At 65.6% G+C, this 19,384-nt stretch carries 18 protein-coding genes; 6 read left to right on the top strand and 12 right to left on the bottom strand.

The window, feature by feature from the left end; genetic code table 11:
* The first annotated feature begins 7 nt into the window (after nucleotides 1-7).
* Both JI743_RS13990 and sppA read left to right on the top strand, forming a co-directional pair.
* Nucleotides 8-907 carry an NAD-dependent epimerase/dehydratase family protein gene (locus tag JI743_RS13990; protein WP_201929127.1) on the top strand — a complete coding sequence of 300 codons (900 nt, stop codon included), beginning with the start codon at nucleotides 8-10 and terminating at the stop codon, nucleotides 905-907.
* Nucleotides 908-985: 78 nt separating this feature from the next.
* Complete coding sequence (gene sppA, locus JI743_RS13985) at nucleotides 986-2,968, top strand: signal peptide peptidase SppA (protein ID WP_201928955.1); 1,983 nt, start codon at nucleotides 986-988, stop codon at nucleotides 2,966-2,968.
* Nucleotide 2,969: 1 nt separating this feature from the next.
* Here sppA and JI743_RS13980 read toward each other — a convergent pair whose 3' ends face one another.
* The 3 genes from JI743_RS13980 to JI743_RS13970 all read right to left on the bottom strand — a co-directional run bounded on the left by JI743_RS13980 (nucleotide 2,970) and on the right by JI743_RS13970 (nucleotide 4,888).
* Nucleotides 2,970-3,872 carry an alpha/beta fold hydrolase gene (locus JI743_RS13980; protein ID WP_201928954.1) on the bottom strand — a complete coding sequence of 301 codons (903 nt, stop codon included), beginning with the start codon at nucleotides 3,870-3,872 and terminating at the stop codon, nucleotides 2,970-2,972.
* A gap of 24 nt (nucleotides 3,873-3,896) precedes the next feature.
* Nucleotides 3,897-4,196 carry a hypothetical protein gene (locus tag JI743_RS13975; protein ID WP_201928953.1) on the bottom strand — a complete coding sequence of 100 codons (300 nt, stop codon included), beginning with the start codon at nucleotides 4,194-4,196 and terminating at the stop codon, nucleotides 3,897-3,899.
* Nucleotides 4,197-4,261: 65 nt separating this feature from the next.
* Nucleotides 4,262-4,888 carry a trimeric intracellular cation channel family protein gene (locus JI743_RS13970; RefSeq protein WP_201928952.1) on the bottom strand — a complete coding sequence of 209 codons (627 nt, stop codon included), beginning with the start codon at nucleotides 4,886-4,888 and terminating at the stop codon, nucleotides 4,262-4,264.
* A 60-nt stretch (nucleotides 4,889-4,948) separates the two neighbouring features.
* On the opposite strand from JI743_RS13970, the gene JI743_RS13965 reads away from it, so the two are divergent.
* The gene (locus JI743_RS13965) at nucleotides 4,949-5,410 is read left to right on the top strand and encodes a GFA family protein (protein WP_201929126.1); all 462 of its coding nucleotides are present in this window, start codon (nucleotides 4,949-4,951) and stop codon (nucleotides 5,408-5,410) included.
* Nucleotides 5,411-5,435: 25 nt separating this feature from the next.
* Here the strand turns inward: JI743_RS13965 and lpdA are convergent, their stop codons facing one another.
* The 6 genes from lpdA to mdh all read right to left on the bottom strand — a co-directional run bounded on the left by lpdA (nucleotide 5,436) and on the right by mdh (nucleotide 13,257).
* Nucleotides 5,436-6,848: a dihydrolipoyl dehydrogenase gene (gene lpdA / locus JI743_RS13960; protein WP_201928951.1), complete on the bottom strand. Its 1,413-nt coding sequence runs from the start codon at nucleotides 6,846-6,848 to the stop codon at nucleotides 5,436-5,438.
* A gap of 33 nt (nucleotides 6,849-6,881) precedes the next feature.
* Nucleotides 6,882-7,082 carry a hypothetical protein gene (locus JI743_RS13955; protein ID WP_201928950.1) on the bottom strand — a complete coding sequence of 67 codons (201 nt, stop codon included), beginning with the start codon at nucleotides 7,080-7,082 and terminating at the stop codon, nucleotides 6,882-6,884.
* Between the two features lie 44 nt (nucleotides 7,083-7,126).
* A complete protein-coding gene (odhB, locus tag JI743_RS13950) occupies nucleotides 7,127-8,353 on the bottom strand; it encodes a 2-oxoglutarate dehydrogenase complex dihydrolipoyllysine-residue succinyltransferase (RefSeq protein WP_201928949.1) in 1,227 nt (408 codons plus the stop codon).
* A 21-nt stretch (nucleotides 8,354-8,374) separates the two neighbouring features.
* Nucleotides 8,375-11,188, bottom strand: coding sequence for a 2-oxoglutarate dehydrogenase E1 component (locus tag JI743_RS13945; RefSeq protein ID WP_201928948.1), 2,814 nt, complete (start codon nucleotides 11,186-11,188; stop codon nucleotides 8,375-8,377).
* A gap of 89 nt (nucleotides 11,189-11,277) precedes the next feature.
* Nucleotides 11,278-12,168, bottom strand: a complete 891-nt coding sequence (gene sucD, locus JI743_RS13940) for a succinate--CoA ligase subunit alpha (RefSeq protein ID WP_201928947.1) — start codon at nucleotides 12,166-12,168, stop codon at nucleotides 11,278-11,280.
* 126 nt (nucleotides 12,169-12,294) lie between these two features.
* Nucleotides 12,295-13,257 (bottom strand): malate dehydrogenase, encoded by a 963-nt coding sequence (gene mdh / locus JI743_RS13935; RefSeq protein ID WP_201928946.1) that lies wholly within the window; start codon nucleotides 13,255-13,257, stop codon nucleotides 12,295-12,297.
* A gap of 312 nt (nucleotides 13,258-13,569) precedes the next feature.
* On the opposite strand from mdh, the gene JI743_RS13930 reads away from it, so the two are divergent.
* Nucleotides 13,570-14,112 (top strand): phosphatase PAP2 family protein, encoded by a 543-nt coding sequence (locus JI743_RS13930; protein WP_201928945.1) that lies wholly within the window; start codon nucleotides 13,570-13,572, stop codon nucleotides 14,110-14,112.
* 76 nt (nucleotides 14,113-14,188) lie between these two features.
* Nucleotides 14,189-15,232 carry a polysaccharide deacetylase family protein gene (locus JI743_RS13925; RefSeq protein ID WP_201928944.1) on the top strand — a complete coding sequence of 348 codons (1,044 nt, stop codon included), beginning with the start codon at nucleotides 14,189-14,191 and terminating at the stop codon, nucleotides 15,230-15,232.
* Here the strand turns inward: JI743_RS13925 and zapE are convergent.
* Genes zapE through JI743_RS13910 form a run of 3 tightly spaced genes read right to left on the bottom strand, consistent with a single transcriptional unit; the run spans nucleotide 15,203 to nucleotide 17,591 of the window.
* Nucleotides 15,203-16,324, bottom strand: a complete 1,122-nt coding sequence (gene zapE, locus JI743_RS13920; protein WP_201928943.1) for a cell division protein ZapE — start codon at nucleotides 16,322-16,324, stop codon at nucleotides 15,203-15,205. The two genes, JI743_RS13925 and zapE, sit on opposite strands and share 30 nt — an antisense overlap.
* Entirely contained in the window at nucleotides 16,321-16,812 is a 492-nt protein-coding gene (locus tag JI743_RS13915) for a PaaI family thioesterase (protein WP_201928942.1), read from the bottom strand. Before JI743_RS13915 ends, zapE begins: the two co-directional genes overlap by 4 nt.
* Nucleotides 16,809-17,591, bottom strand: coding sequence for a succinate dehydrogenase iron-sulfur subunit (locus JI743_RS13910; RefSeq protein ID WP_201928941.1), 783 nt, complete (start codon nucleotides 17,589-17,591; stop codon nucleotides 16,809-16,811). The genes JI743_RS13915 and JI743_RS13910 overlap by 4 nt, the downstream gene beginning before the upstream one ends.
* 243 nt (nucleotides 17,592-17,834) lie before the next feature.
* Here JI743_RS13910 and JI743_RS13905 point away from each other — a divergent pair, with 243 nt between their 5' ends.
* The gene (locus JI743_RS13905) at nucleotides 17,835-19,367 is read left to right on the top strand and encodes a lipopolysaccharide biosynthesis protein (protein ID WP_201928940.1); all 1,533 of its coding nucleotides are present in this window, start codon (nucleotides 17,835-17,837) and stop codon (nucleotides 19,365-19,367) included.
* Nucleotides 19,368-19,384: the final 17 nt, after the last annotated feature.

Below are 19,384 nucleotides of genomic sequence, written 5' to 3'. Positions count from 1 at the left end.
GCTCGCGATGACCGGCGCGACCGGCTTCGTGGGCCGTGCGACGCTCGATGCCGCGCTTGCCGCGGGCTGGCACGTTCGCGCGCTCACGCGCCGCCCGCAGGAGGAACGCGAAGGCGTCACCTGGATTGCGGGCGCACTCGACCGCCCCGACAGCCTCGCCGAAATGGCGAAGGGAAGCGACGCGCTGCTGCACATTGCGGGGGTCGTCAACGTTCCCGACCGCGCAGCGTTCGAGGCGGGAAACGCCACGGCAACGGGCCATGTCGTCGACGCCGCGCGCGGCGCGGGTGTCACGCGCTTCGTCCATGTCTCGTCGCTCGCCGCGCGCGAACCCGGTCTGTCCGATTATGGCTGGTCGAAAGACCGTGCCGAGAAGGTGGTGCGGGCAAGCGGGCTCGACTGGACGATCGTGCGCCCGCCCGCGGTGTTCGGCCCCGGCGATACCGAGATGCTCGACCTGTTCCGCATGGCGCGGCGCGGCATCGCGTTGCTGCCGCCCCGCGGGCGAATGTCGGCGATCTATGTCGACGACCTCGCGCGCCTGCTCGTCGCGCTCGTCGCGGATCGCGATGCGAGTATCGGTGCCATCTACGAACCCGACGATGGCCGCCCCGACGGCTGGTCGCACCGCAGCTTCGCGCGCGCGATCGGGCGCGCGGTCGGGCGGCACCATGTATCGACCCTCGCCATTCCCGCGACCATCCTCAAGGCGGGGGGACGTCTGGACAAGCTCTTGCGCCGCGGCCGCGCCAAGCTGACCCCCGACCGCGCGCGCTATATCGCGCATCCCGATTGGGTGGTCACGCAGGGCGCGCGCCCTCCCGCCGGGCTGTGGCGCCCGAACGTCGACACCGTAGATGCGCTCGCCGAAACCGTGCGCTGGTATCGCCGCGAGGGCTGGCTGTAACGTCGTCGATGGGTCGGCAAGGAACACCCGTCGAAGCGTGCATTGCCATCGTCCGGGCGCGCGCCTAGATTTGCGCGCATGAACGACACCAGCGCCAACGCTCCCCAGAATCCCGCCGGCCCGTGGGCCATTCCCGTCCGGCGGCCGCTGCCCGGCGACGACAAGCCCAAGAGCACGACCAGCTTTCCGCGCAAGGTGTGGAATTTGCTCGTCGCGATCAAGGACGGGCTGGCGCTGGTTTTCCTGTTACTTTTCTTTGTCGCACTGTTCGGGCTTCTCGCGGGGCGTCCCAATGCCGGGCTTCCGGTATCCAATGGCGCTTTGCTGCTCGAACTCGACGGCATCGTCACCGAACAGCCAGCCGAGATCGACCCGCTCGCCGCGCTGTCGGGCGGCCAGCAGTTCCGCGAATATCGCACGCGCGACATCGTCCACGCGCTCGAAACCGCGGCCGAGGACAAGCGTGTCACCTCGGTCGTGCTCGACCTCGACCGCTTCCTTGGCGGCGGGCAGGTCTCGCTTGCCGATATCGGCGACGCGATCGACAAGGTGCGCGCCAAAAAGAAGCCGGTGCTCGCCTTTGCCACCGCCTATACGACCGACAGCTATCAACTCGCCGCGCATGCCAGCGAAATCTGGGTCGACGAAATTGGCGGGGTCGCCATCGCGGGCCCGGGCGGATCGCGCCTCTATTACAAGGATTTGCTCGACCGTCTGGGCGTCACCACGCACATCTATCGTGTCGGCACCTTCAAGAGCGCGGTCGAGCCCTTTCTGCGCAGCGACCAGTCACCCGAGGCCAAAGAGGCCGACCTCGCTTATGCCGGCGTGCTCTGGGAGCAATGGCTTGGCGACGTCAAAAAGGCGCGACCGAAAGCCAAGGTCGACGCCTTTGTCGCAAGCCCTGCCGACGCGGTGCGCGCGGCGGGGAACGACCTGTCGAAGGCATCGGCCGACGCCGGGCTCGTCGACAAGCTGGGCAGCCGGATGGCGTTCAGCCGCCGCGTTGCAGAGATCAGCGGCACGATGAATGACGAGCGCCCGTGGGAGTTCAACGCGATCCCGCTCGACAATTGGGTTGCCGCCAACCCGCCGAAGACGCCCGGCAGCGCGATTGCGGTCGTGCCCGTCATCGGCGAAATCGTCGACGGCGACGCACCCAACGGCCTCGCAGGCGGCGAGACCATCGCACAGCATATCCTCGATGCCGCCGCCGCCGACGGGGTGAAGGCCATCGTTCTGCGCGTCGATTCGCCGGGCGGATCGGTGATGGCATCCGAACAGATCCGCCAGGCGCTGCTCGCGGCGAAAGCGAAGAAGCTGCCTATCGTCGTCTCGATGGCCAATGTCGCGGCGTCGGGCGGCTATTGGATCGCAACACCCGCCGACCGCATCTTTGCCGAGCCCGACACGATCACCGGCTCGATCGGCGTCTTTGGCATCCTGCCGAGTTTCGACCGCACGCTCGCCAAGATCGGCGTCAACGCCGACGGCATAACGACCACACCATTGTCGGGGCAGCCCGACCTCTTTGGCGGGATCAACGACGAGTTCAACGCACTCGCGCAGGCGAGCGTCGAGGACGTTTATGCGCGCTTCACGGGCCTTGTCGCCAAGAGCCGCAAGCAGCCACTCGATAAGGTGCTGCCGATTGCGGAAGGCCGCGTCTGGGCGGGCGGCACCGCGCGCCAGATCGGCCTTGTCGACCAGTTCGGCGGCCTGCGCGACGCGATGGCGGCCGCGGCAAAACTCGCGAAAATCGAGGGCGACTATCACGCGAAATATTTTGAGGACGAGCCGAGCGAATTTTCAAAGATGCTCGCCAGCCTGACCGGCGCCGAGCAACAGGAAAGCGCGGCGCTCCCACGCGGCTGGTTCGGCATTGCGGCGCTCAACCGCCAGATGGCCGAACGGCGGCTGGTGCAGGATCTGGCGATGCTCGCCAATGCGGGCTCGATCCAGGCTGCGTGCCTCGACTGCCGCGCCTATCTGCCCGCCGCGCCGCGCCCGTCCGCCGTGCCCGACGGACTGTTCGCGCAGCTGGCGCTATTGCTCAAATAGATCAGGCCGCGACGGCAACACCCTTGGCGTGCTCGGCGATTGCGTCCGCGAGCGTGTCGACGAGCGCGAGCGGCAGGTCATGCCCCATGCCGGGAATCGTCATCAGCCGTGCCCCTGCGATATTGGCGGCAGTGTCGCGCCCGGCCGCAACGGGCACCAGCGGGTCGTCCTCGCCGTGGATGACGAGCGTCGGCGCGGTGATGCGCTTCAGCATCGGGCGACGGTCGCCGTCGGCGACGATCGCCGCCATTTGCCGCGCGACCCCTTGCGGATACCATCCGCGTTCAAAGTCGGACCGCACGCGGCGATGCAGCCGCTCCTCGGCGGCGGGATAGCCGGGGCTTCCGATCACGCGCGCGGCGTTGATCGAATAGGCGATCATGTCTTCGGGATCGCCGCTCATCGGCCGGTTGGCGAGCACCTGCATCGCTTCCTTGCGCGCACGCGGCAGGCGACGATTGCCCGTCGTCGACATCACCGAAGTAAGCGACAGCACGCGGTCCGGCCAGTTGGCCGCAACATGCTGCGCGATCATCCCGCCCATCGATGCGCCGACGATGTGGGCGCGCGCGATGCCCAGATGGTCGAGCAGCGCCATTCCGTCGGCCGCCATGTCCGACAGCGTATAGGCGGGGCGCACGGGCAGGCCGAGCGCAGCCTTCACGAACATCCATTTGAGGTTCGGCACCCCCGCCGCGTCGAACCGCGTCGACAGGCCGACATCGCGATTGTCGTAGCGGATCGTGCGAAAGCCATGCGCGTTGAGCGCATCGACGAACTCGTCGGGCCACAGGGTCAACTGTCCGCCCAGCCCCATCACCAGCAGGATGGCCGGCGCATTGCGGGGTCCCTTGTCTTCGAAGGTGATGGTGATGCCGTTTACGGTCGTCTGGGCGATACTCATGAAAAATCCCTGTTCTCTGCGGCGCTATACGGCCCGAATGGCAGACGCTCGATGGTGCTGACATCGATGTTCACTAGTTGAACGTGCCACAAATCGGCAATTTGGCAAGCTCCGGCGCCGCTTTGCCCTCGCAAGGATCTGCTGCATGCGCTGATACAGGGCCTCGATGCCGCGTGGTCGGTGCTGCGGCTCGAGCAGCATCATCACGATCATCGCCGCCGACGCGGCCAGCAGCCACGGCCCGGCCGGCGCGCTCCCGCGACACGACATGCCGCATCCCGCCGGGTCGACCCCGGCGCCAAAGGCGATCAACAGCGTATCCATGGACGCCACCCGCATGTTTCGCGGGCGATGGGCTATGACGGCTTCGTTAAGCCTTTCTTGCGCGCTCAGGCCGGATCGCCGCGCCCTGTCCCATATATGGGCAGCGCGAGCGACCAGCGGATCGCCGCGCCGCGCAGCAGGAAACCCGCGAGTGCGCCGAGCGGCGCAGCAAGTGCGGTCGGAACGCTCAGCCACAGGAGCAGAAGGAAAAGCCCGGAGGCGAGCGCCGCGGCGGTGACATAGATTTCGGGGCGCATGATGATCGAAGGCGCGCCCGCGAGCACGTCGCGGATGATACCGCCGACACAACCGGTAATCACCCCCATCAGCAGCGCAGGAACGGGCGGCACGCCCCATGCCAGCGCCTTCGCCGTCCCGAACACCGCATAGGCGGCAAGCCCCACCGCATCGGCCCATTCGAGAAGCTTTCCGCGCCACCAGCGTTCGGGGGTGATCCACACGATCAGGGCGATCGCAATGCACACCGCCGCTATGACTCCGTCCTGCACCCAGAACACGGGCGCACCGATGAGCAGGTCGCGCACGCTGCCCCCGCCGACGCCGGTCACGAGCGCAAAAAAACTCGCTGTCACCAGCGTTTGCCGCATCCGTACCGCCATCAACGCGCCCGACAGCGCAAAAACGCCGATGCCGATCACGTCGAGCAAGCGGATCAGGGTTTGAGTTTCCATCGATCGTCGAGCTAACATCGTGCCGACGTCCGCACAATGGACGGCGCGAGGAGATTGGCGATGGAGGGAAGATGTACCTGCGGCAGCCTGCGCTACCAAATGACGGCTACGCCGATGATCGTGCATTGTTGCCATTGCCGCTGGTGCCAGCGTGAAACCGGCAGCGCCTTTGTCATCAATGCGTTGATCGAATCCGACCGGCTGGAAGTCGAGGGCAGTCCCGATCTGGTCATGACGCCGTCTGAAAGTGGAAAAGGGCAGGAAATAGCACGTTGTCCGCGCTGCCGCGTCGCGCTGTGGAGCCACTATCCCAACGCCGGACGGCGCAGTTCCTTCGTCCGCGTCGGCACGCTCGATAATCCCGACGCCTGCCCGCCCGACGTCCATATTTTCACCAGCAGCAAGCAGGCGTGGGTTGCGCTGCCCGACGGCATCCCCGCTTTCGCCGATTTTTACCCGTCGCCGCGGGAGGTCTGGAGCGCCGATGCAATGGACCGCTGGCGCGCCATGATGGAAGCATAGCGCGCCGCGGACCCGGCCCGACCGGTCAGATGTGGATCGGCTTCCCCGTCACCGCCATCGCGGCTTCCTTGATTGCCTCGCTGTGCGTCGGGTGCGCGTGGCAGGTGTAGGCAATGTCTTCGGACGTCGCGCCGAATTCCATCGCCTGCGCGGCCTGCGCAATCATCGTCCCGGCGACGCTCGCGATGCACCAGACGCCGAGCACGCGGTCGGTCTTGGCGTCGGCGATCACCTTCACAAAGCCGTCGGGCTCGTGATTGGTCTTGGCGCGGCTGTTGCCGAGCATCGGGAATTTGCCGACCTTGACCGCGGTCTTATCTCCGCCCGCTTTCTCGACCGCCTGCTCTTGCGACAGACCGACGCCGGCGATTTCGGGCCAGGTATAAACGACCGACGGAATGACATCGTGGTTCACGATTCCCGTCAGCCCGGCGATATTTTCGGCGCAGGCAATGCCTTCATCCTCGGCCTTGTGCGCGAGCATCGGGCCGGGAACGACATCGCCGATTGCCCAGATGCCGGGAACGCTCGTGCGGAAATCATGGTCGGTCTCGATCTGGCCGCGCTGATTGGTCGTCAGCCCCGCCTTGTCGAGTGCGAGGCCGTCGGTGTTGGGACGCCGGCCGATCGACACGAGCACGACGTCGGCCTCGAGCGTCTCGGCCTCGCCGCCCGCGGCGGGTTCGAGCGTCAGCACCGCCTTCCTTCCCTTCACCTCGGCCTTCGTCACCTTGGTCTTGAGCTTGAATTCGATGCCCTGCTTCTTGAAGATCTTGTTCGCTTCCTTGCGAACGTCGCCGTCCATGCCGGGCAGGATCTGGTCGAGGAATTCGACGCAGGTCACCTTGGCGCCCAGGCGGCGCCACACGCTGCCGAGCTCGAGCCCGATTACCCCGCCCCCGATGACGACCATGTGCCCGGGAACCTTGGCGAGTTCGAGCGCGCCGGTCGAATCGACAATCACGCCCTTGTCATTGTCGACTTCCACACCGGGAAGCGGCGTCACCGACGACCCCGTCGCGACGACAATATTCTTGGCGCGATAGGATTTGCCGTCGACCTCGACCGTGTCGGCGGCGGTGAATTTGGCATAGCCCTTCAGCCAGTCGACCTTGTTCTTGCGGAACAGCATCTCGATGCCGCCGGTCAGACCCTTGACCGCGTCCTTGCGCTGGCCGTGCATCGCGTCGAGGTCGAGCCTGGGTTCGACCATCACGCCCATCTTGGCCATCATGCCGCCCGCCGCCGCCTCGAAATACTCCGACGCATGCAACATCGCCTTCGACGGGATGCAGCCGACGTTGAGGCACGTTCCGCCCAGCGTCCCGCGCCCTTCGGCACACGCGGTCTTCAGCCCCAGCTGCGCCGCGCGGATCGCCGCAACATAACCGCCGGGACCGGCACCGATGACAAGAACGTCGTAGTCGTAATCAGCCATGATAGTCACCTAAGCTTGCGGCGCACTCTATTGTCAGGGGAGGAGCCGATACACATATGAGAAAAACAGGGTCGGAGGACCAAATATCGCCGCGACGACAATAAATCTGATCAACCAAGTAACCCAAACAGCTTCTTTCCGCCGCCGCGACGAGAAATCGATATCGTTATTCTTATACCGTGCGCCAATCGATCGAATGATCACAATCGCCGTGGCGGCGGCAATCCAGATCATGATGGTTCCAAGAAACATCAAGAACGGCAAATTTGGCGCCTCCGTTACAAATCGATCAGCAACCGCGTCGGGTCCTCGATCGCTTCCTTGATCGTCTTCAGGAAGGTCACCGCCTCGCGGCCGTCGACCAGGCGATGGTCATAGCTCAGCGCCAGATACATCATCGGCCGCACGACGACTTCGCCGTTCACGACCACCGCGCGGTCCTCGATGCGGTGAAGGCCGAGCACCGCCGACTGCGGCGGGTTGATGATCGGGGTCGACATCAGCGATCCGAACACGCCGCCGTTCGAAATGGTGAAGGTGCCGCCGGTCATGTCGTCCATCGTCAGCGTGCCGTCCTTGGCGCGCTTGCCGAAGTCGCCGATCGTCTTTTCGATCTCGGCAAAGCTCAGCGTCTCGGCATTGCGGATGACAGGAACGACGAGCCCGCTCGGCCCGCTGACCGCGACCGAAATGTCCATATAATTGTTATAGACGATCTCGTCGCCGTCGATCCGGCCGTTGACCGCCGGAATGTCCTTGAGCGCGAGGCAGGCGGCCTTGCTGAAAAAGCCCATGAAGCCCAGGCGGACGCCGTGCTTCTTTTCGAACAGGTCCTTGTACCTGGCGCGCGCCTCGATCACCGCCGACATGTCGACGTCGTTGAAGGTCGTCAGCATCGCCGCCGTGTCCTGCGCAGCCTTGAGCCGCTTGGCGATCGTCTGGCGCAGGCGCGTCATCTTGACGCGCTCTTCCTGACGGCCCGGCGCCGCAGCGGGCGCGGGCGCCACAGCGGCGGGGGCCGGCGCGGGCGACGCGTCGGGCGCGGCGTTGGCGGCGGCGAGCACATCTTCCTTGGTCAGTCGGCCGTCCTTGCCGGTGCCCTTGATCTTCGTGGGGTCGAGGCCATGCTCGAGCACGAGGCGGCGGACCGCGGGCGACATCGTCGTCACGGTATCAACGCTGTCACCGCCCGACGTCGCGGGCGCAGGTGCGGCGGCTTCGGCCTTCGCCTCGGCCTTGGCTGCAGCGGGTGCGGCGGTCTTGCCGTCGCCGGCTTCGATCGTCGCGATCACCGCGCCGACGTTGACCGTGTCGCCGACCGCGACGACCTGTTGCCCCATCACCCCTGCCACCGGCGAAGGCACTTCGATCGCGACCTTGTCGGTTTCGAGGCTGGCGATCGGCTCGTCGACGGCGACCGCCTCGCCGGGCTGCTTCAGCCATTCGCCGATCGTCGCTTCGGTGACGCTTTCGCCGAGAGTGGGAACTTTGACTTCGGTTGTCATTGGCAATTTCCTTGCGGGGTGTCAGGCTTTGGTCTTGGTGCGGCGAATTTCCGCGCGGACGTCGAGGCCGAGCGCATCGGCGACGAGCGCCGCCTGTTCGGTCTGGTGGCGGCTCATCAGGCCGGTCGCGGGCGACGCGGCGGCGTGCCGACCGGCATAACGCGGCCGCATGCCCTTGTGCCCCGCCTCGTTCAGCGATTCCTCGATCAGTTCCTCGACAAAGAACCATGCACCATTGTTGCGCGGCTCTTCCTGCGCCCAGACCAGGGCTTCGAGATTCTTCATCCGCTTGAGCCGGATCGCAAGCGCTTCGCCCGGGAAGGGGTAGAGCTGTTCGACGCGCACGACGCTGACATCGTCGAGCCCGGCGCTGTCGCGCGCTTCCATCAGGTCATAGGCGACCTTGCCCGAGCAGAGGACAAGGCGTTTGACCTTGTCGTCGGCGGGCGGGTTCAGGTCGGACTTGATCCGCATGAAATGGCTGTCGCCCAGGAATTCGTCGCGGCTGCTGACCGCCTGCTTGTGGCGCAGCAGCGACTTGGGCGTCATGATGATCAGCGGCTTGCGGAAATCGCGGAGCATCTGGCGGCGCAGCACGTGGAAGTAATTGGCCGGCGTGGTGATGTTGCACACCTGGATATTGTCGCCCGCGCACAGTTGCAGGAAGCGTTCGAGCCGTGCCGAGCTATGCTCCGGCCCCTGCCCTTCATAACCGTGCGGGAGCAGCATCACGAGGCCGTTGGCGCGCAGCCACTTGGCTTCGCCCGACGCGATGAACTGGTCGATCATGATCTGCGCGCCGTTCGCAAAGTCGCCGAACTGCGCTTCCCACAGCACGAGGCTCTTGGGATCGGCCATCGCATAGCCATATTCGAAGCCGAGCACGCCATATTCGCTCAGCGGGCTGTCGAGTACCTCGAACCGGCCGTGCGGCAGCGTTTTCAGCGGCACATATTTGGCTTCGGTCGTCTGGTCGACCCAGACGGCGTGGCGCTGGCTGAAGGTTCCGCGGCCCGAGTCCTGTCCCGACAGACGGACCTGATAGCCTTCGCTGATCAGCGTGCCAAAGGCGAGTGCCTCGCCGGTCGCCCAGTCGAAATTCTCGCCCGATTTGAACATCTCGGCGCGGCCGTCGATCACGCGGCGGAGCGTCTTGTGAACGTCGACGTCGTCGGGAACGGTCGTGATCGTGCGGCCGATCGCGTCGAACAGCTTGCGCTCGACGCCCGTTTCGACGTTGCGGCGGGTGCTGCCTTCATCCTTCGGCGCATAAAGGCCCGACCAGCGTCCGGCGAACCAGTCGGCCTTGTTCGCCTTGTAATTGGCGCCAAGCTTGAACTCGTCCTCCAGATAGGCCGTAAATTCGGCGCGGTGCTGCGCGACGAAATCGCCGTCGATCACGCCTTCCTCGACCAGCCGCGCCGCGAACATTTCGCTCACCGGCGGGTGCTTGCGAATGCTCTTGTACATCAGCGGCTGGGTAAAGCTCGGCTCGTCGCCCTCATTGTGGCCGAAGCGGCGATAGCACCACATGTCGATCACGATATCGCGCTTGAACTGCTGGCGGAAATCGATCGCGAGCTTGCACGCAAAGGTCACCGCCTCGGGATCGTCGCCGTTGACGTGGAGGATCGGCGCCTGCACGCCCTTTGCGACGTCCGACGGATAGGGTGACGATCTGGCAAATTGCGGGCTCGTCGTAAAACCGATCTGGTTATTGACGATGAAGTGGATGCAGCCGCCGGTATTGTAACCGGGAACGCCCGAAAAGCCGAGGCACTCCCACACGATCCCCTGTCCGGCGAACGCCGCGTCGCCGTGGATCAGCACCGGCAGCACCTGTTCGTGCTTGTCGAGATCGTCGCGGTGGACCTGTTGCGCGCGCACCTTGCCGAGCACGACCGGATCGACCGCCTCGAGGTGCGAAGGGTTGGGGACGAGCGACATATGGACGCTGATCCCGTCGAACTCGCGGTCGGTCGAGGTGCCGAGGTGATATTTGACGTCGCCCGAGCCGCCGACATCGTCGGGGTTCGCGCTGCCGCCCGAAAATTCGTGAAAGATGACGTGATAGGGCTTGGCCATCACGTTCGCGAGCATGTTGAGCCGCCCGCGGTGCGCCATGCCGTACACGATCTCGCGCAAGCCGTATTGGCCGCCATATTTGATGATCGCTTCCATCGCGGGGATCATCGCTTCGCCGCCGTCGAGCCCGAAACGCTTGGTGCCGACATATTTCTTGGCGAGGAATTTTTCCCATTCCTCGGCGTCGATCACCTTCTTGAGGATGGCCTGCTTGCCCTCCTTGGTGAACTCGACGCGCTTGTCGGCGCCCTCCATCCGATCCTGCAGGAAGCGACGCTCCTCGACATCGGCGATGTGCATATATTCGAGGCCGACATGCCCACAGTAATTGGCGCGCAGGATCGATACGATTTCACGTACAGTCGCCTTTTCGAGACCGAGCGCACCGCCGATGAACACGGGGCGATCCTGATCGGCGCCGACGAAGCCGTGAAACTCGGGAGTGAGATCGGCGGGAAGCTCGCGCTGCGTCAGGCCGAGCGGATCGAGCTGCGCCGCCAGATGCCCGCGCACGCGATAGGTGCGGATCAGCATCATCGCGCGGATCGAATCATTCGCGGCGCGTTCGACCTCGGCGGCGGGCAGCGGCGTTCCGGCCTTCGCCGCCGCGGCTTTGACCGCAACCTGCATCTGCTGCGGGTCGAGCGCGGCGGTCATATCGTCGCTGTCGATCAGCGGCCAGTTCTTCGGCGCCCAGCTCGGGCCGGCCTGCGGCTCGTCGATGTCAAAGCTCTGTCGTTCGAGGTTCATTTTCTAATCCATTCTCTCGGGAGAAATGGCTCCGGGGAGGAGTTGAGCAAGCGCCCGCCAGCTACGACCGTTGCCGGCGGGCGCTTAAATCACACGCGTTCCTTGAGCAGGTCGGCGAGCGTCGTGCCTAGTTCGGACGGGCTTGCCGACACCTTGATGCCCGCAGCTTCCATCGCGGCGATCTTGCTTTCGGCGTCGCCCTTGCCGCCCGACACGATCGCGCCGGCGTGGCCCATGCGGCGGCCCGGAGGCGCGGTGCGGCCTGCGATGAAGCCGACCATCGGTTTCTTGCGGCCGCGCTTGGCTTCGTCGATCAGGAACTGCGCTGCCTGTTCTTCGGCATCTCCGCCGATTTCGCCAATCATGATGATGCTCTTCGTGGCGTCATCGGCGAGGAAGAGTTCGAGCACGTCGATGAAGTTGGTGCCGTTGACCGGGTCGCCGCCGATGCCGACCGCGGTGGTCTGGCCAAGGCCCGCATTGGTCGTCTGGAACACCGCTTCATAGGTCAGCGTGCCCGAGCGCGACACGACGCCGACGCTGCCCTTCGAAAAGATGCTGCCCGGCATGATGCCGATCTTGCATTCGTCGGGGGTCAGCACGCCGGGGCAGTTCGGGCCGATCAGCCGCGACTTCGATCCCGACAGCGCGCGCTTCACCTTGACCATGTCGAGCACCGGAATGCCTTCGGTGATGCACACGATCAGTTCGACCTCGGCGTCGATCGCCTCGAGGATCGAGTCGGCGGCGAACGGCGGCGGCACATAGATGCAGCTCGCGGTCGCGCCGGTCACCGACTTGGCCTCGGCAACGGTATCGAACATCGGCAGGCCGATGTGCGTTGTCCCGCCCTTGCCCGGCGTCACGCCTCCGACCATTTGCGTGCCATAGGCGAGCGCCTGTTCGGTGTGGAAGGTGCCGGTGGCACCGGTCATCCCTTGCGTGATGACCTTGGTATTCTTGTCGATGAGGATGCTCATAGATTTCGTTCCGTTTCTCGTGCCCCTGCAAAGGCAGGGGCCCATCTCCAGATTTATCGGCCACCCGCTTGCCCCTACCTTCGAGCGCAGGTGATGGGCCCCTGCCTGCGCAGGGGCACAAGCTAGTTAAGCGAGGCTGGGGTCCAGATTCTTGCAGGCTTCCAGCAGTTCCTTGACCGCGTCGACCGAGACCTGCAGGCCCGCCTTGTCGGCGTCGTCGAGTTCGATTTCGACGATCTTCTCGACGCCGCCCGCGCCGATCATCACCGGCACGCCGACATAGAGGCCATCAACGCCATACTGGCCATCGACATAGGCCGCACAGGGCAGGATGCGCTTCTGGTCGCCGAGGTACGCTTCGGCCATCGCGATGCCCGATGCCGCGGGGGCGTAGAAAGCCGAGCCGGTGCCGAGCAGCGCGACGATCTCGCCGCCGCCGCCGCGCGTGCGCTTGACGATCGCGTCGATCTTGTCCTGGCTCGACAGGCCCATCTTGACGAGGTCGGGAACGGGGATGCCGTTGACGGTCGAGTAGCGGACGACGGGGACCATCGTGTCGCCGTGACCGCCGAGGACGAAGGTATTCACATCCTTCACCGACACGTCGAATTCGTCGGCGATGAAGTGGCTGAAGCGCGCCGAATCGAGCACGCCCGCCATGCCGACGACCTTGTTGTGCGGCAGGCCCGAAAACTCGCGCAGCGCCCAGACCATCGCGTCGAGCGGATTGGTGATGCAGATGACGAAGGCGTCGGGGGCGTTGGCCTTGATGCCTTCGCCGACCGCCTTCATGACATTCAGGTTGATGCCGAGCAGGTCGTCGCGGCTCATCCCGGGCTTGCGCGCGACGCCGGCGGTGACGATGATGACGTCGGCGCCGGCGATGTCCTTGTAATCGTTCGAACCGGTGATTTTCGCGTCGAAGCCCGCGATCGGGCCGACCTGCGACAGGTCGAGCGCCTTGCCCTGCGGCACGCCTTCGACCACGTCGAACAGCACGACGTCGCCGAGCTCCTTCTGCGCGGCGAGCAGCGCCAGTGTTCCGCCGATATTCCCGGCTCCGATCAAAGCGATCTTCTTGCGTCCCATGGCGCGCGGCACTCCCTTCCTGGCAAGCCCGGCAATGTGGTTCACAGACCGACGGGAGCACGGGCTAAAGCCCCGAACCGGTCCCAAAGACTGGCGACGCCACTACGCCGATTCCGTTAAGGAAACAACCGCCAAAAGCACGTTTTTCCGGGTTTTTCTGCAAATAGTTCGCAATAACATTAAGCCGCAACAAGCGGCTGCGTTGCGGATCGAGTGCGCGCGTTGAAATATTATTGTCGCATTTGCTTTGCGCCGCGACGCAATCGGCCTAGCCTGACCGCGCCGGACTCAAATCCTGACGGGGATACGCATATGCTCCTAAAGCGTTGCAGCGCAGTCGCGACCCTGTTCGCGCTCGGCCTTGCCGCTCCCGCTGCGGCGAGCGAGAAAGGTTGGGACGACGCGGGCACAATCGCCAAGAACGCGCTCGTCGTCGCGGCCTTCGCGGTTCCGGCGGTGCAGGAGGATTGGGACGGCGCGCTGCAGGCGGGCGGCAGCATCGGCGGCACGATCCTCGTCACGCAGGGCCTCAAGGAAATCTTTCCTTCGCGGCGACCTGACGGCAGCGACGACCGCAGTTTCCCGTCGGGGCATACATCGACGAGCTTCGCCGCCGCAGCGACGCTCCACAACCGCTACGGCTGGGAGGCGGGGCTTCCCGCCTATGTCGTCGCCTCCTTCGTCGGCCTGTCGCGTGTCGAGGCGCGCAAGCACCGCGTCGGCGATGTGCTCGTCGGCGCCGCGATCGGCACCGCGACGGGGCATCTCATCACGCGCAAGGCGAACGCGCGCGTGCAGATCGTTCCGTGGGGCGACACGAAAAGCGCCGGGATCGACATGACGTTGCGTTTCTGAATCCCACGGGCCGAGCGTAGATTTGCGCAGACGCCGATTAACCCTCACTTATCCCTGCCCTGTTATCGTGGAAAGCGTGACGCGCGCGATCATCAGCTTTGACACCGAATTGTCGGCCGCCCTCTTTCAGCGGGGTGCCGACGCGCGCGCCAATTTCGAAAGCTCTATCCTCGGCCGTTGTCGCGACGGCGATTTCGGCATCCATTTCCAGATGGACATGCTCGAACGCCATGGCCTGACCGGCGTCTGGTTCGTCGACCCGATGCCCGCGCTTGTCTATGGCCCCGCGATCGTCGACGAAATCGTCGCGCCGATCGTCGCCCGCGGGCACGAGGTGCAGCTCCATATTCACACCGAATGGCTGGAATTCGCGCGCTTCAACCCGGTCGGGCGGCTTAACGGGCGCAACATCGGCGACTTCCCCTTTACCGCGCAAAAGAAGCTGATCGCCCTTTCCCGCGACATATTGATCGGCGCCGGGGCACCGCGCCCGATCACATTCCGTGCAGGAAATTTCGGCGCCAATGACGACACGCTACGCGCGGTCGCGGCGCTCGGCTTCCGCTTCGACAGCAGCTTCAACGGCGCGTGGCGCGGCCAGGGCTGCGACATTTCGCTCGACCCCGGCAATATCGGGATGCGCCACCATCAGGGCATCTGCGAAGTGCCCGTCAGCGGACTGCTCGACCGCAGCAACCGCTTTCGCCCCGCACAGCTTTGCGCGATGTCCGAAGAGGAAATGCGCGACGCGCTCGACCATGCGGCGGCGAGCGGCGCGATCCAGTTTTCGGCATTCAGCCACAGCTTCGAGTTGCTCAGCCGCGACCGCGCCGTTCCGAACCGCCTCGCGATCGCACGGATGGAGGCGCTGTGCCGCGCCGTCGCCGACGACCCGCGCATCACCAGCGGCGGCTATGCCGATCTGCCCACCCCGCCGTCGCAGCCGCGCCGCATCCGGCTCGCGCGTCCAAAGCCGCTGCGCACCGCGCGCCGTATCGTCGAGCAGGCGGCGGGCCACCTCGCGCACGAAGTCCGCTACGTCCGCGACCTCATCTCCGTCGCGGTCAATTCGTCGCGCTGGGGCAAGATTCTAAGCGGCGTCATCCTGGCCGTGGCCTAGCGCCAGATAGGCGTCGGACTGCATTTCGGCGAGGCGGCTCGCCGTCCGTTCGAACTCGAACGCGCCGTCGCCCGCAACATAGAGCGCATCGGGCTCGGCCGCCGCGCTCGCGAGCAGCTTGACCTTATATTCGTAAAGCGCGTCGACCAGCGTCACGAAGCGCGCCGCCTCGTTGCGGTTCTCCGGCCCCATCCTGGGAATGCCGACGATGATTACCGTGTGAAATTGCTGCGCGACCGCCAGATAATCCGCCGCGCCGCGCGCCGCGCCGCAAAGCCGCTTGAACGAAAAGACCGCAACGCCCTTCAGCGCCTTCGGGACGTGCAGCGTCCGCCCGCCGCCGACGTCGAGATCGAGCGAAGGCACATGCGCGCGGTCCTCGGGCGGATAGTCGGTGAGGCGGAAAAAGGCGGCCGACAGCGCCGCGCTCGCCGCATCGTCGGCGGGAACGAACCAGCGCGCGCCACCGCCAAGCCGGTCGCGACGATAGTCGGTCGGGCCGTTGAGTCCGAGGATATCGAGCCTCTGCTCGATCAGCGCGATAAAGGGCAGGAAATGCTCGCGATTGAGCCCGTCCTTGTAGAGGTCCTGCGGCGGGCGGTTCGACGTCGCGACGACGGTGACGCCGCGGTCGACCAGCGCGGTGAACAGCCGCGAGAGGATCATCGCGTCGGCGCTGTTGTTCACCACCATCTCGTCGAACGCGAGGCAGCGGACATTTTCGGCGAGCGCCGCAGCCACGAGCGGGATCGGGTCGCCGCTCTCGCTCTTGCGCACCTCGCGCATCCGCGCATGGACGTCGAGCATGAAGGCGTGGAAATGGACGCGGCGCTTTCGCTGGATGTGGAGCGCGTCGTAGAACAGGTCCATCAGCATCGACTTGCCGCGCCCGACCGCACCCCACAAATAGACGCCGCGCGGTGCGTCGGGCTTGCGCCCGGTAATCCGCCAGAGCAAGCTGCCGCGCGGCGGCACGGCTTCGAGCTCGCGCTGGAGCGCGTCGAGCCGCTCGGCCGCCGCGCGTTGCTCAGGGTCGGGCCGCAGCTCGCCCGCAGCAATCAACGCATCATAATGCGCGAGGATGGTCGTCAACGCTTGGTCGCCTTGCGGATCGTCCCCGCAAAGCTCAGCACGATATGCGCGTCACCCGCGCCCTGCACGACCAGCCCGCGCAGGAAGATCAGCCGCCCCGTCTCGCGCACCAGCTCGACCACCGCGTCCATCGGCTCGCCGATCCGCCCCGCGCCGACGAATTGCGTCGACAGGTCGAGCGTCACCGAATGGCCCGCGTCGAGCGAGCCGAACTGATGCGACGCCGCGAAGAGCGCGATGTCGACAAGCGCGAGCGTCACCGCGCCGTGGACATTGTCGCCGAGATTGCTGTGTTTGCGCTCGGGCACCATCCGCACCCGCGCGCGCGGACGACCGTCGGGAGTCGGATCTTCGACGCGCACCGACAGCGGCTCGATGAAGCCATTGAAGCGGCTCGGGTCTTTCAGGTTCCAGCTGACCCAACCGTCGGGCAACTCCTCGGCGGTGAAATTCTCGCGCCGCTTGGGTTCTTCAATGCCGTCGTTCACACCTGCCGCTCGGCCTCGAGCTTCTTGATCTCGGCAATCGCGCGCGCGGGGTTGAGCCCCTTGGGGCACGCATTGGCGCAGTTCATGATCGTGTGGCAGCGATAGAGTCGGAACGGGTCCTCGAGCTCGTCGAGCCGCTCACCCGTCATTTCGTCGCGGCTGTCCGCAAGCCAGCGATAGGCCTGCAGCAGGATCGCAGGGCCGAGGAACTTGTCGCTGTTCCACCAATAGCTCGGGCAGCTCGTCGAGCAGCATGCGCACAGGATGCACTCGTAAAGCCCGTCGAGCTTCTCGCGCTCGGCGGGGCTCTGCAGCCTTTCCTTGCCGCTGGGGGTCGTCGTCTTGGTCTTCAGCCAGGGTTCGATCGACGCATATTGCGCATAGAAATGGGTGAAGTCGGGGACGAGGTCCTTGATGACTTCCATGTGCGGCAGCGGGGTGATCGTGATGTCGCCCTTCAAATCCTCGATCGCGGTCGTGCAGGCGAGGCCGTTCTTGCCGTTCATGTTCATCGAGCAGCTGCCGCAAATGCCCTCGCGGCACGAGCGGCGGAAGGTCAGCGACGCGTCCTGTTCGCTCTTCATCTTGATGAGCGCATCGAGCACCATCGGCCCGCACTTTTCGGTGTCGATCTCGAACGTGTCGAAGCGCGGATTCGCGCCCTTGTCGGGGTCGTAGCGATAGACTTTGAACTTTTTGACGTTGGTCGCCCCCTCGGCCTTGTGGACCGTGCCGCCCTTTTGGACGCGGCTGTTCTTGGGCAGGCGAAATTCGGCCATATCGGGCTCCCTTGTGCAGTCGGCGGTCGGACTAGACCCGTTGCGCGGCGGGGGCAAGGGGGTGTGGCGAGCTAATGAAAAGCCCCTTCCCTTCAGCGGAGGGGTCGGGGTGGGGCCAGCGGCCTGGCGCAAAGGTTCCGAAGGCCCGCCCGCCGCGACCAGACGGCAAGCCGCCAAGTCTCGCTGCCCTCCCCTGAAGGGGAGGGGTGTAAATTCCGAAATATGCGGCTACGGGCGCATGGAATGACCGCCGATCCCGCCCAACCCGCCGTCACCAGCCGCCATGTCGCCAAAGGGCTCGGCACGACCGTGCTCGCGCGGCTCGGTGCGGTGGTCGAGATTGTCGCGCAGCCGCTTTATGTGCTGATGTTCGGGCTCGCGGGCTACGGCCTCTATGCGGTGCTCTGGGCGACGATCAACCTCATCGAGAATATCTTCGACCTCGGCATGACGAGCGCCATGCAGCGGACCGTCCCGCAGTCGGCGAGCGACGCCGAGGCGGCGGGGGCGCTGCGCACCGCCATGCTCTTTGGGGTCGGCCCATGCCTTGTCGTCGCGGCGCTCATTGCCTGGTTCGCGTCCGACCTTGCGCCGCTGCTCAACGTCGCCGAGCGCGACCGCCCGCTCGTCGTTCCCGCGATACAGTTGTTCGTCTGGGCGCTGCCCTTGTGGGCCTTTGTCGAGATCGCGACCTCGGCGATGCGTGCGCGGATGGTGTTCGGCGCCGAAATCCGCCTGCGTATCGTCTGGGAGCAGATCATGCGGCTGGTGTTCGCCGGCGCCTTTTTCGCGGGCGGGCTGGGGCTCAAGGGGCTTTTCGTCGCACATCTGTGCTCGCTCGCGATCACCGCGCTCCTCTGCGTTCGGCTGCTGCGGCGTCATTATGATTTCGCGCTCTTGTGGCGCGGCGGGCGCGGCAGCGATGTCGAGCGCAACACCTTCTGGGCCGGGCTGTCGATCCTGCCGTCGAACGTGATCGCGCGGCTGTTCGGCGATGCGCCGGCGCTGATCCTCAACCTGCTGCTCCCCGGCGCGGCGGGCGCAGCGGCGGCCGGCCTCTTCACCATCGCGCGCAAGCTCTCGAGCGTCGTCCAGCTCGTCCGCGTTGCCTTCGTCTATGTCATCGCTCCGCTCGCCGCGAGCGCCGAGCGCGCCGACCGCGCGCAGGTTGCCGAAATCTATGCCTATGCGACGCGGCTTATCGCGGCGATCGCGCTGCCGCTCGCGGCGGTGCTCGCAGCGGGGAGCGCGTCGCTGCTCAGCCTGTTCGGCGATCAGGCGCAGGTCGCGCGCGCTGCAGTCGTCATCCTCTTCTTCGCGCGCGCGGCGGAAGCGGTGCTCGGCATTTCGCTTCCGGTGCTCCAGGTCGTCGCCGCCTTTCGCCACCAGCTCACCGCCAGCCTGTTCGGCGTCGCCGTCGCGGTCGGCGCTGGGTGGTTGATCGTCGGTCAAATGGACGCACTGACCGGCGTGACGCTCGCCATGTCGATCGGGCTCGTCGTGATGGCAGGCATCCCGATGGCGCAGCTCGCAATCAGCGAGCGGCTTCACCCCTTCGACCGGCAGTTCCCGCTGGTCGCGCTGCGCGGAATGCTGATCACGCTGGCGGCGGGACTGCTCGCGCTGTTCATCAGCCGCCTGCCTGACCCGGTAGCGCTGCCGCTGATCGTGCTGGTCGCGGTCGCGGCAATCTGGTCGTCGCTCCGCTTCGCGCTGCCCGAAGCCGATCGTGCATCGCTGGGCAAGACCGGGCGGAAACTCAGACTGATCTCCTGATCCGTCATCCCCGCGAA

It is taken from the genome of Sphingopyxis jiangsuensis (assembly GCF_016734905.1).
GTDB lineage: Bacteria > Pseudomonadota > Alphaproteobacteria > Sphingomonadales > Sphingomonadaceae > Sphingopyxis > Sphingopyxis jiangsuensis.
Note: the sequence above shows the minus strand (reverse complement) of the source record. Positions and strands in the feature narration are given on the sequence as shown.

Excerpts from the sequence above, each read along its gene's own strand:
- JI743_RS13905 (WP_201928940.1), top strand. The coding sequence starts at position 17,835 with ATGACCGCCGATCCCGCCCAACCCGCCGTCACCAGCCGCCATGTCGCC.
- JI743_RS13980 (WP_201928954.1), bottom strand. The coding sequence starts at position 3,872 with ATGAGTATCGCCCAGACGACCGTAAACGGCATCACCATCACCTTCGAA.
- JI743_RS13975 (WP_201928953.1), bottom strand. The coding sequence starts at position 4,196 with ATGGATACGCTGTTGATCGCCTTTGGCGCCGGGGTCGACCCGGCGGGA.
- JI743_RS13930 (WP_201928945.1), top strand. The coding sequence starts at position 13,570 with ATGCTCCTAAAGCGTTGCAGCGCAGTCGCGACCCTGTTCGCGCTCGGC.
- sucD (WP_201928947.1), bottom strand. The coding sequence starts at position 12,168 with ATGAGCATCCTCATCGACAAGAATACCAAGGTCATCACGCAAGGGATG.
- JI743_RS13945 (WP_201928948.1), bottom strand. The coding sequence starts at position 11,188 with ATGAACCTCGAACGACAGAGCTTTGACATCGACGAGCCGCAGGCCGGC.
- odhB (WP_201928949.1), bottom strand. The coding sequence starts at position 8,353 with ATGACAACCGAAGTCAAAGTTCCCACTCTCGGCGAAAGCGTCACCGAA.
- sppA (WP_201928955.1), top strand. The coding sequence starts at position 986 with ATGAACGACACCAGCGCCAACGCTCCCCAGAATCCCGCCGGCCCGTGG.
- lpdA (WP_201928951.1), bottom strand. The coding sequence starts at position 6,848 with ATGGCTGATTACGACTACGACGTTCTTGTCATCGGTGCCGGTCCCGGC.
- JI743_RS13965 (WP_201929126.1), top strand. The coding sequence starts at position 4,949 with ATGGAGGGAAGATGTACCTGCGGCAGCCTGCGCTACCAAATGACGGCT.
- JI743_RS13970 (WP_201928952.1), bottom strand. The coding sequence starts at position 4,888 with ATGGAAACTCAAACCCTGATCCGCTTGCTCGACGTGATCGGCATCGGC.
- mdh (WP_201928946.1), bottom strand. The coding sequence starts at position 13,257 with ATGGGACGCAAGAAGATCGCTTTGATCGGAGCCGGGAATATCGGCGGA.
- JI743_RS13955 (WP_201928950.1), bottom strand. The coding sequence starts at position 7,082 with ATGATCTGGATTGCCGCCGCCACGGCGATTGTGATCATTCGATCGATT.
- JI743_RS13910 (WP_201928941.1), bottom strand. The coding sequence starts at position 17,591 with ATGGCCGAATTTCGCCTGCCCAAGAACAGCCGCGTCCAAAAGGGCGGC.
- JI743_RS13990 (WP_201929127.1), top strand. The coding sequence starts at position 8 with ATGACCGGCGCGACCGGCTTCGTGGGCCGTGCGACGCTCGATGCCGCG.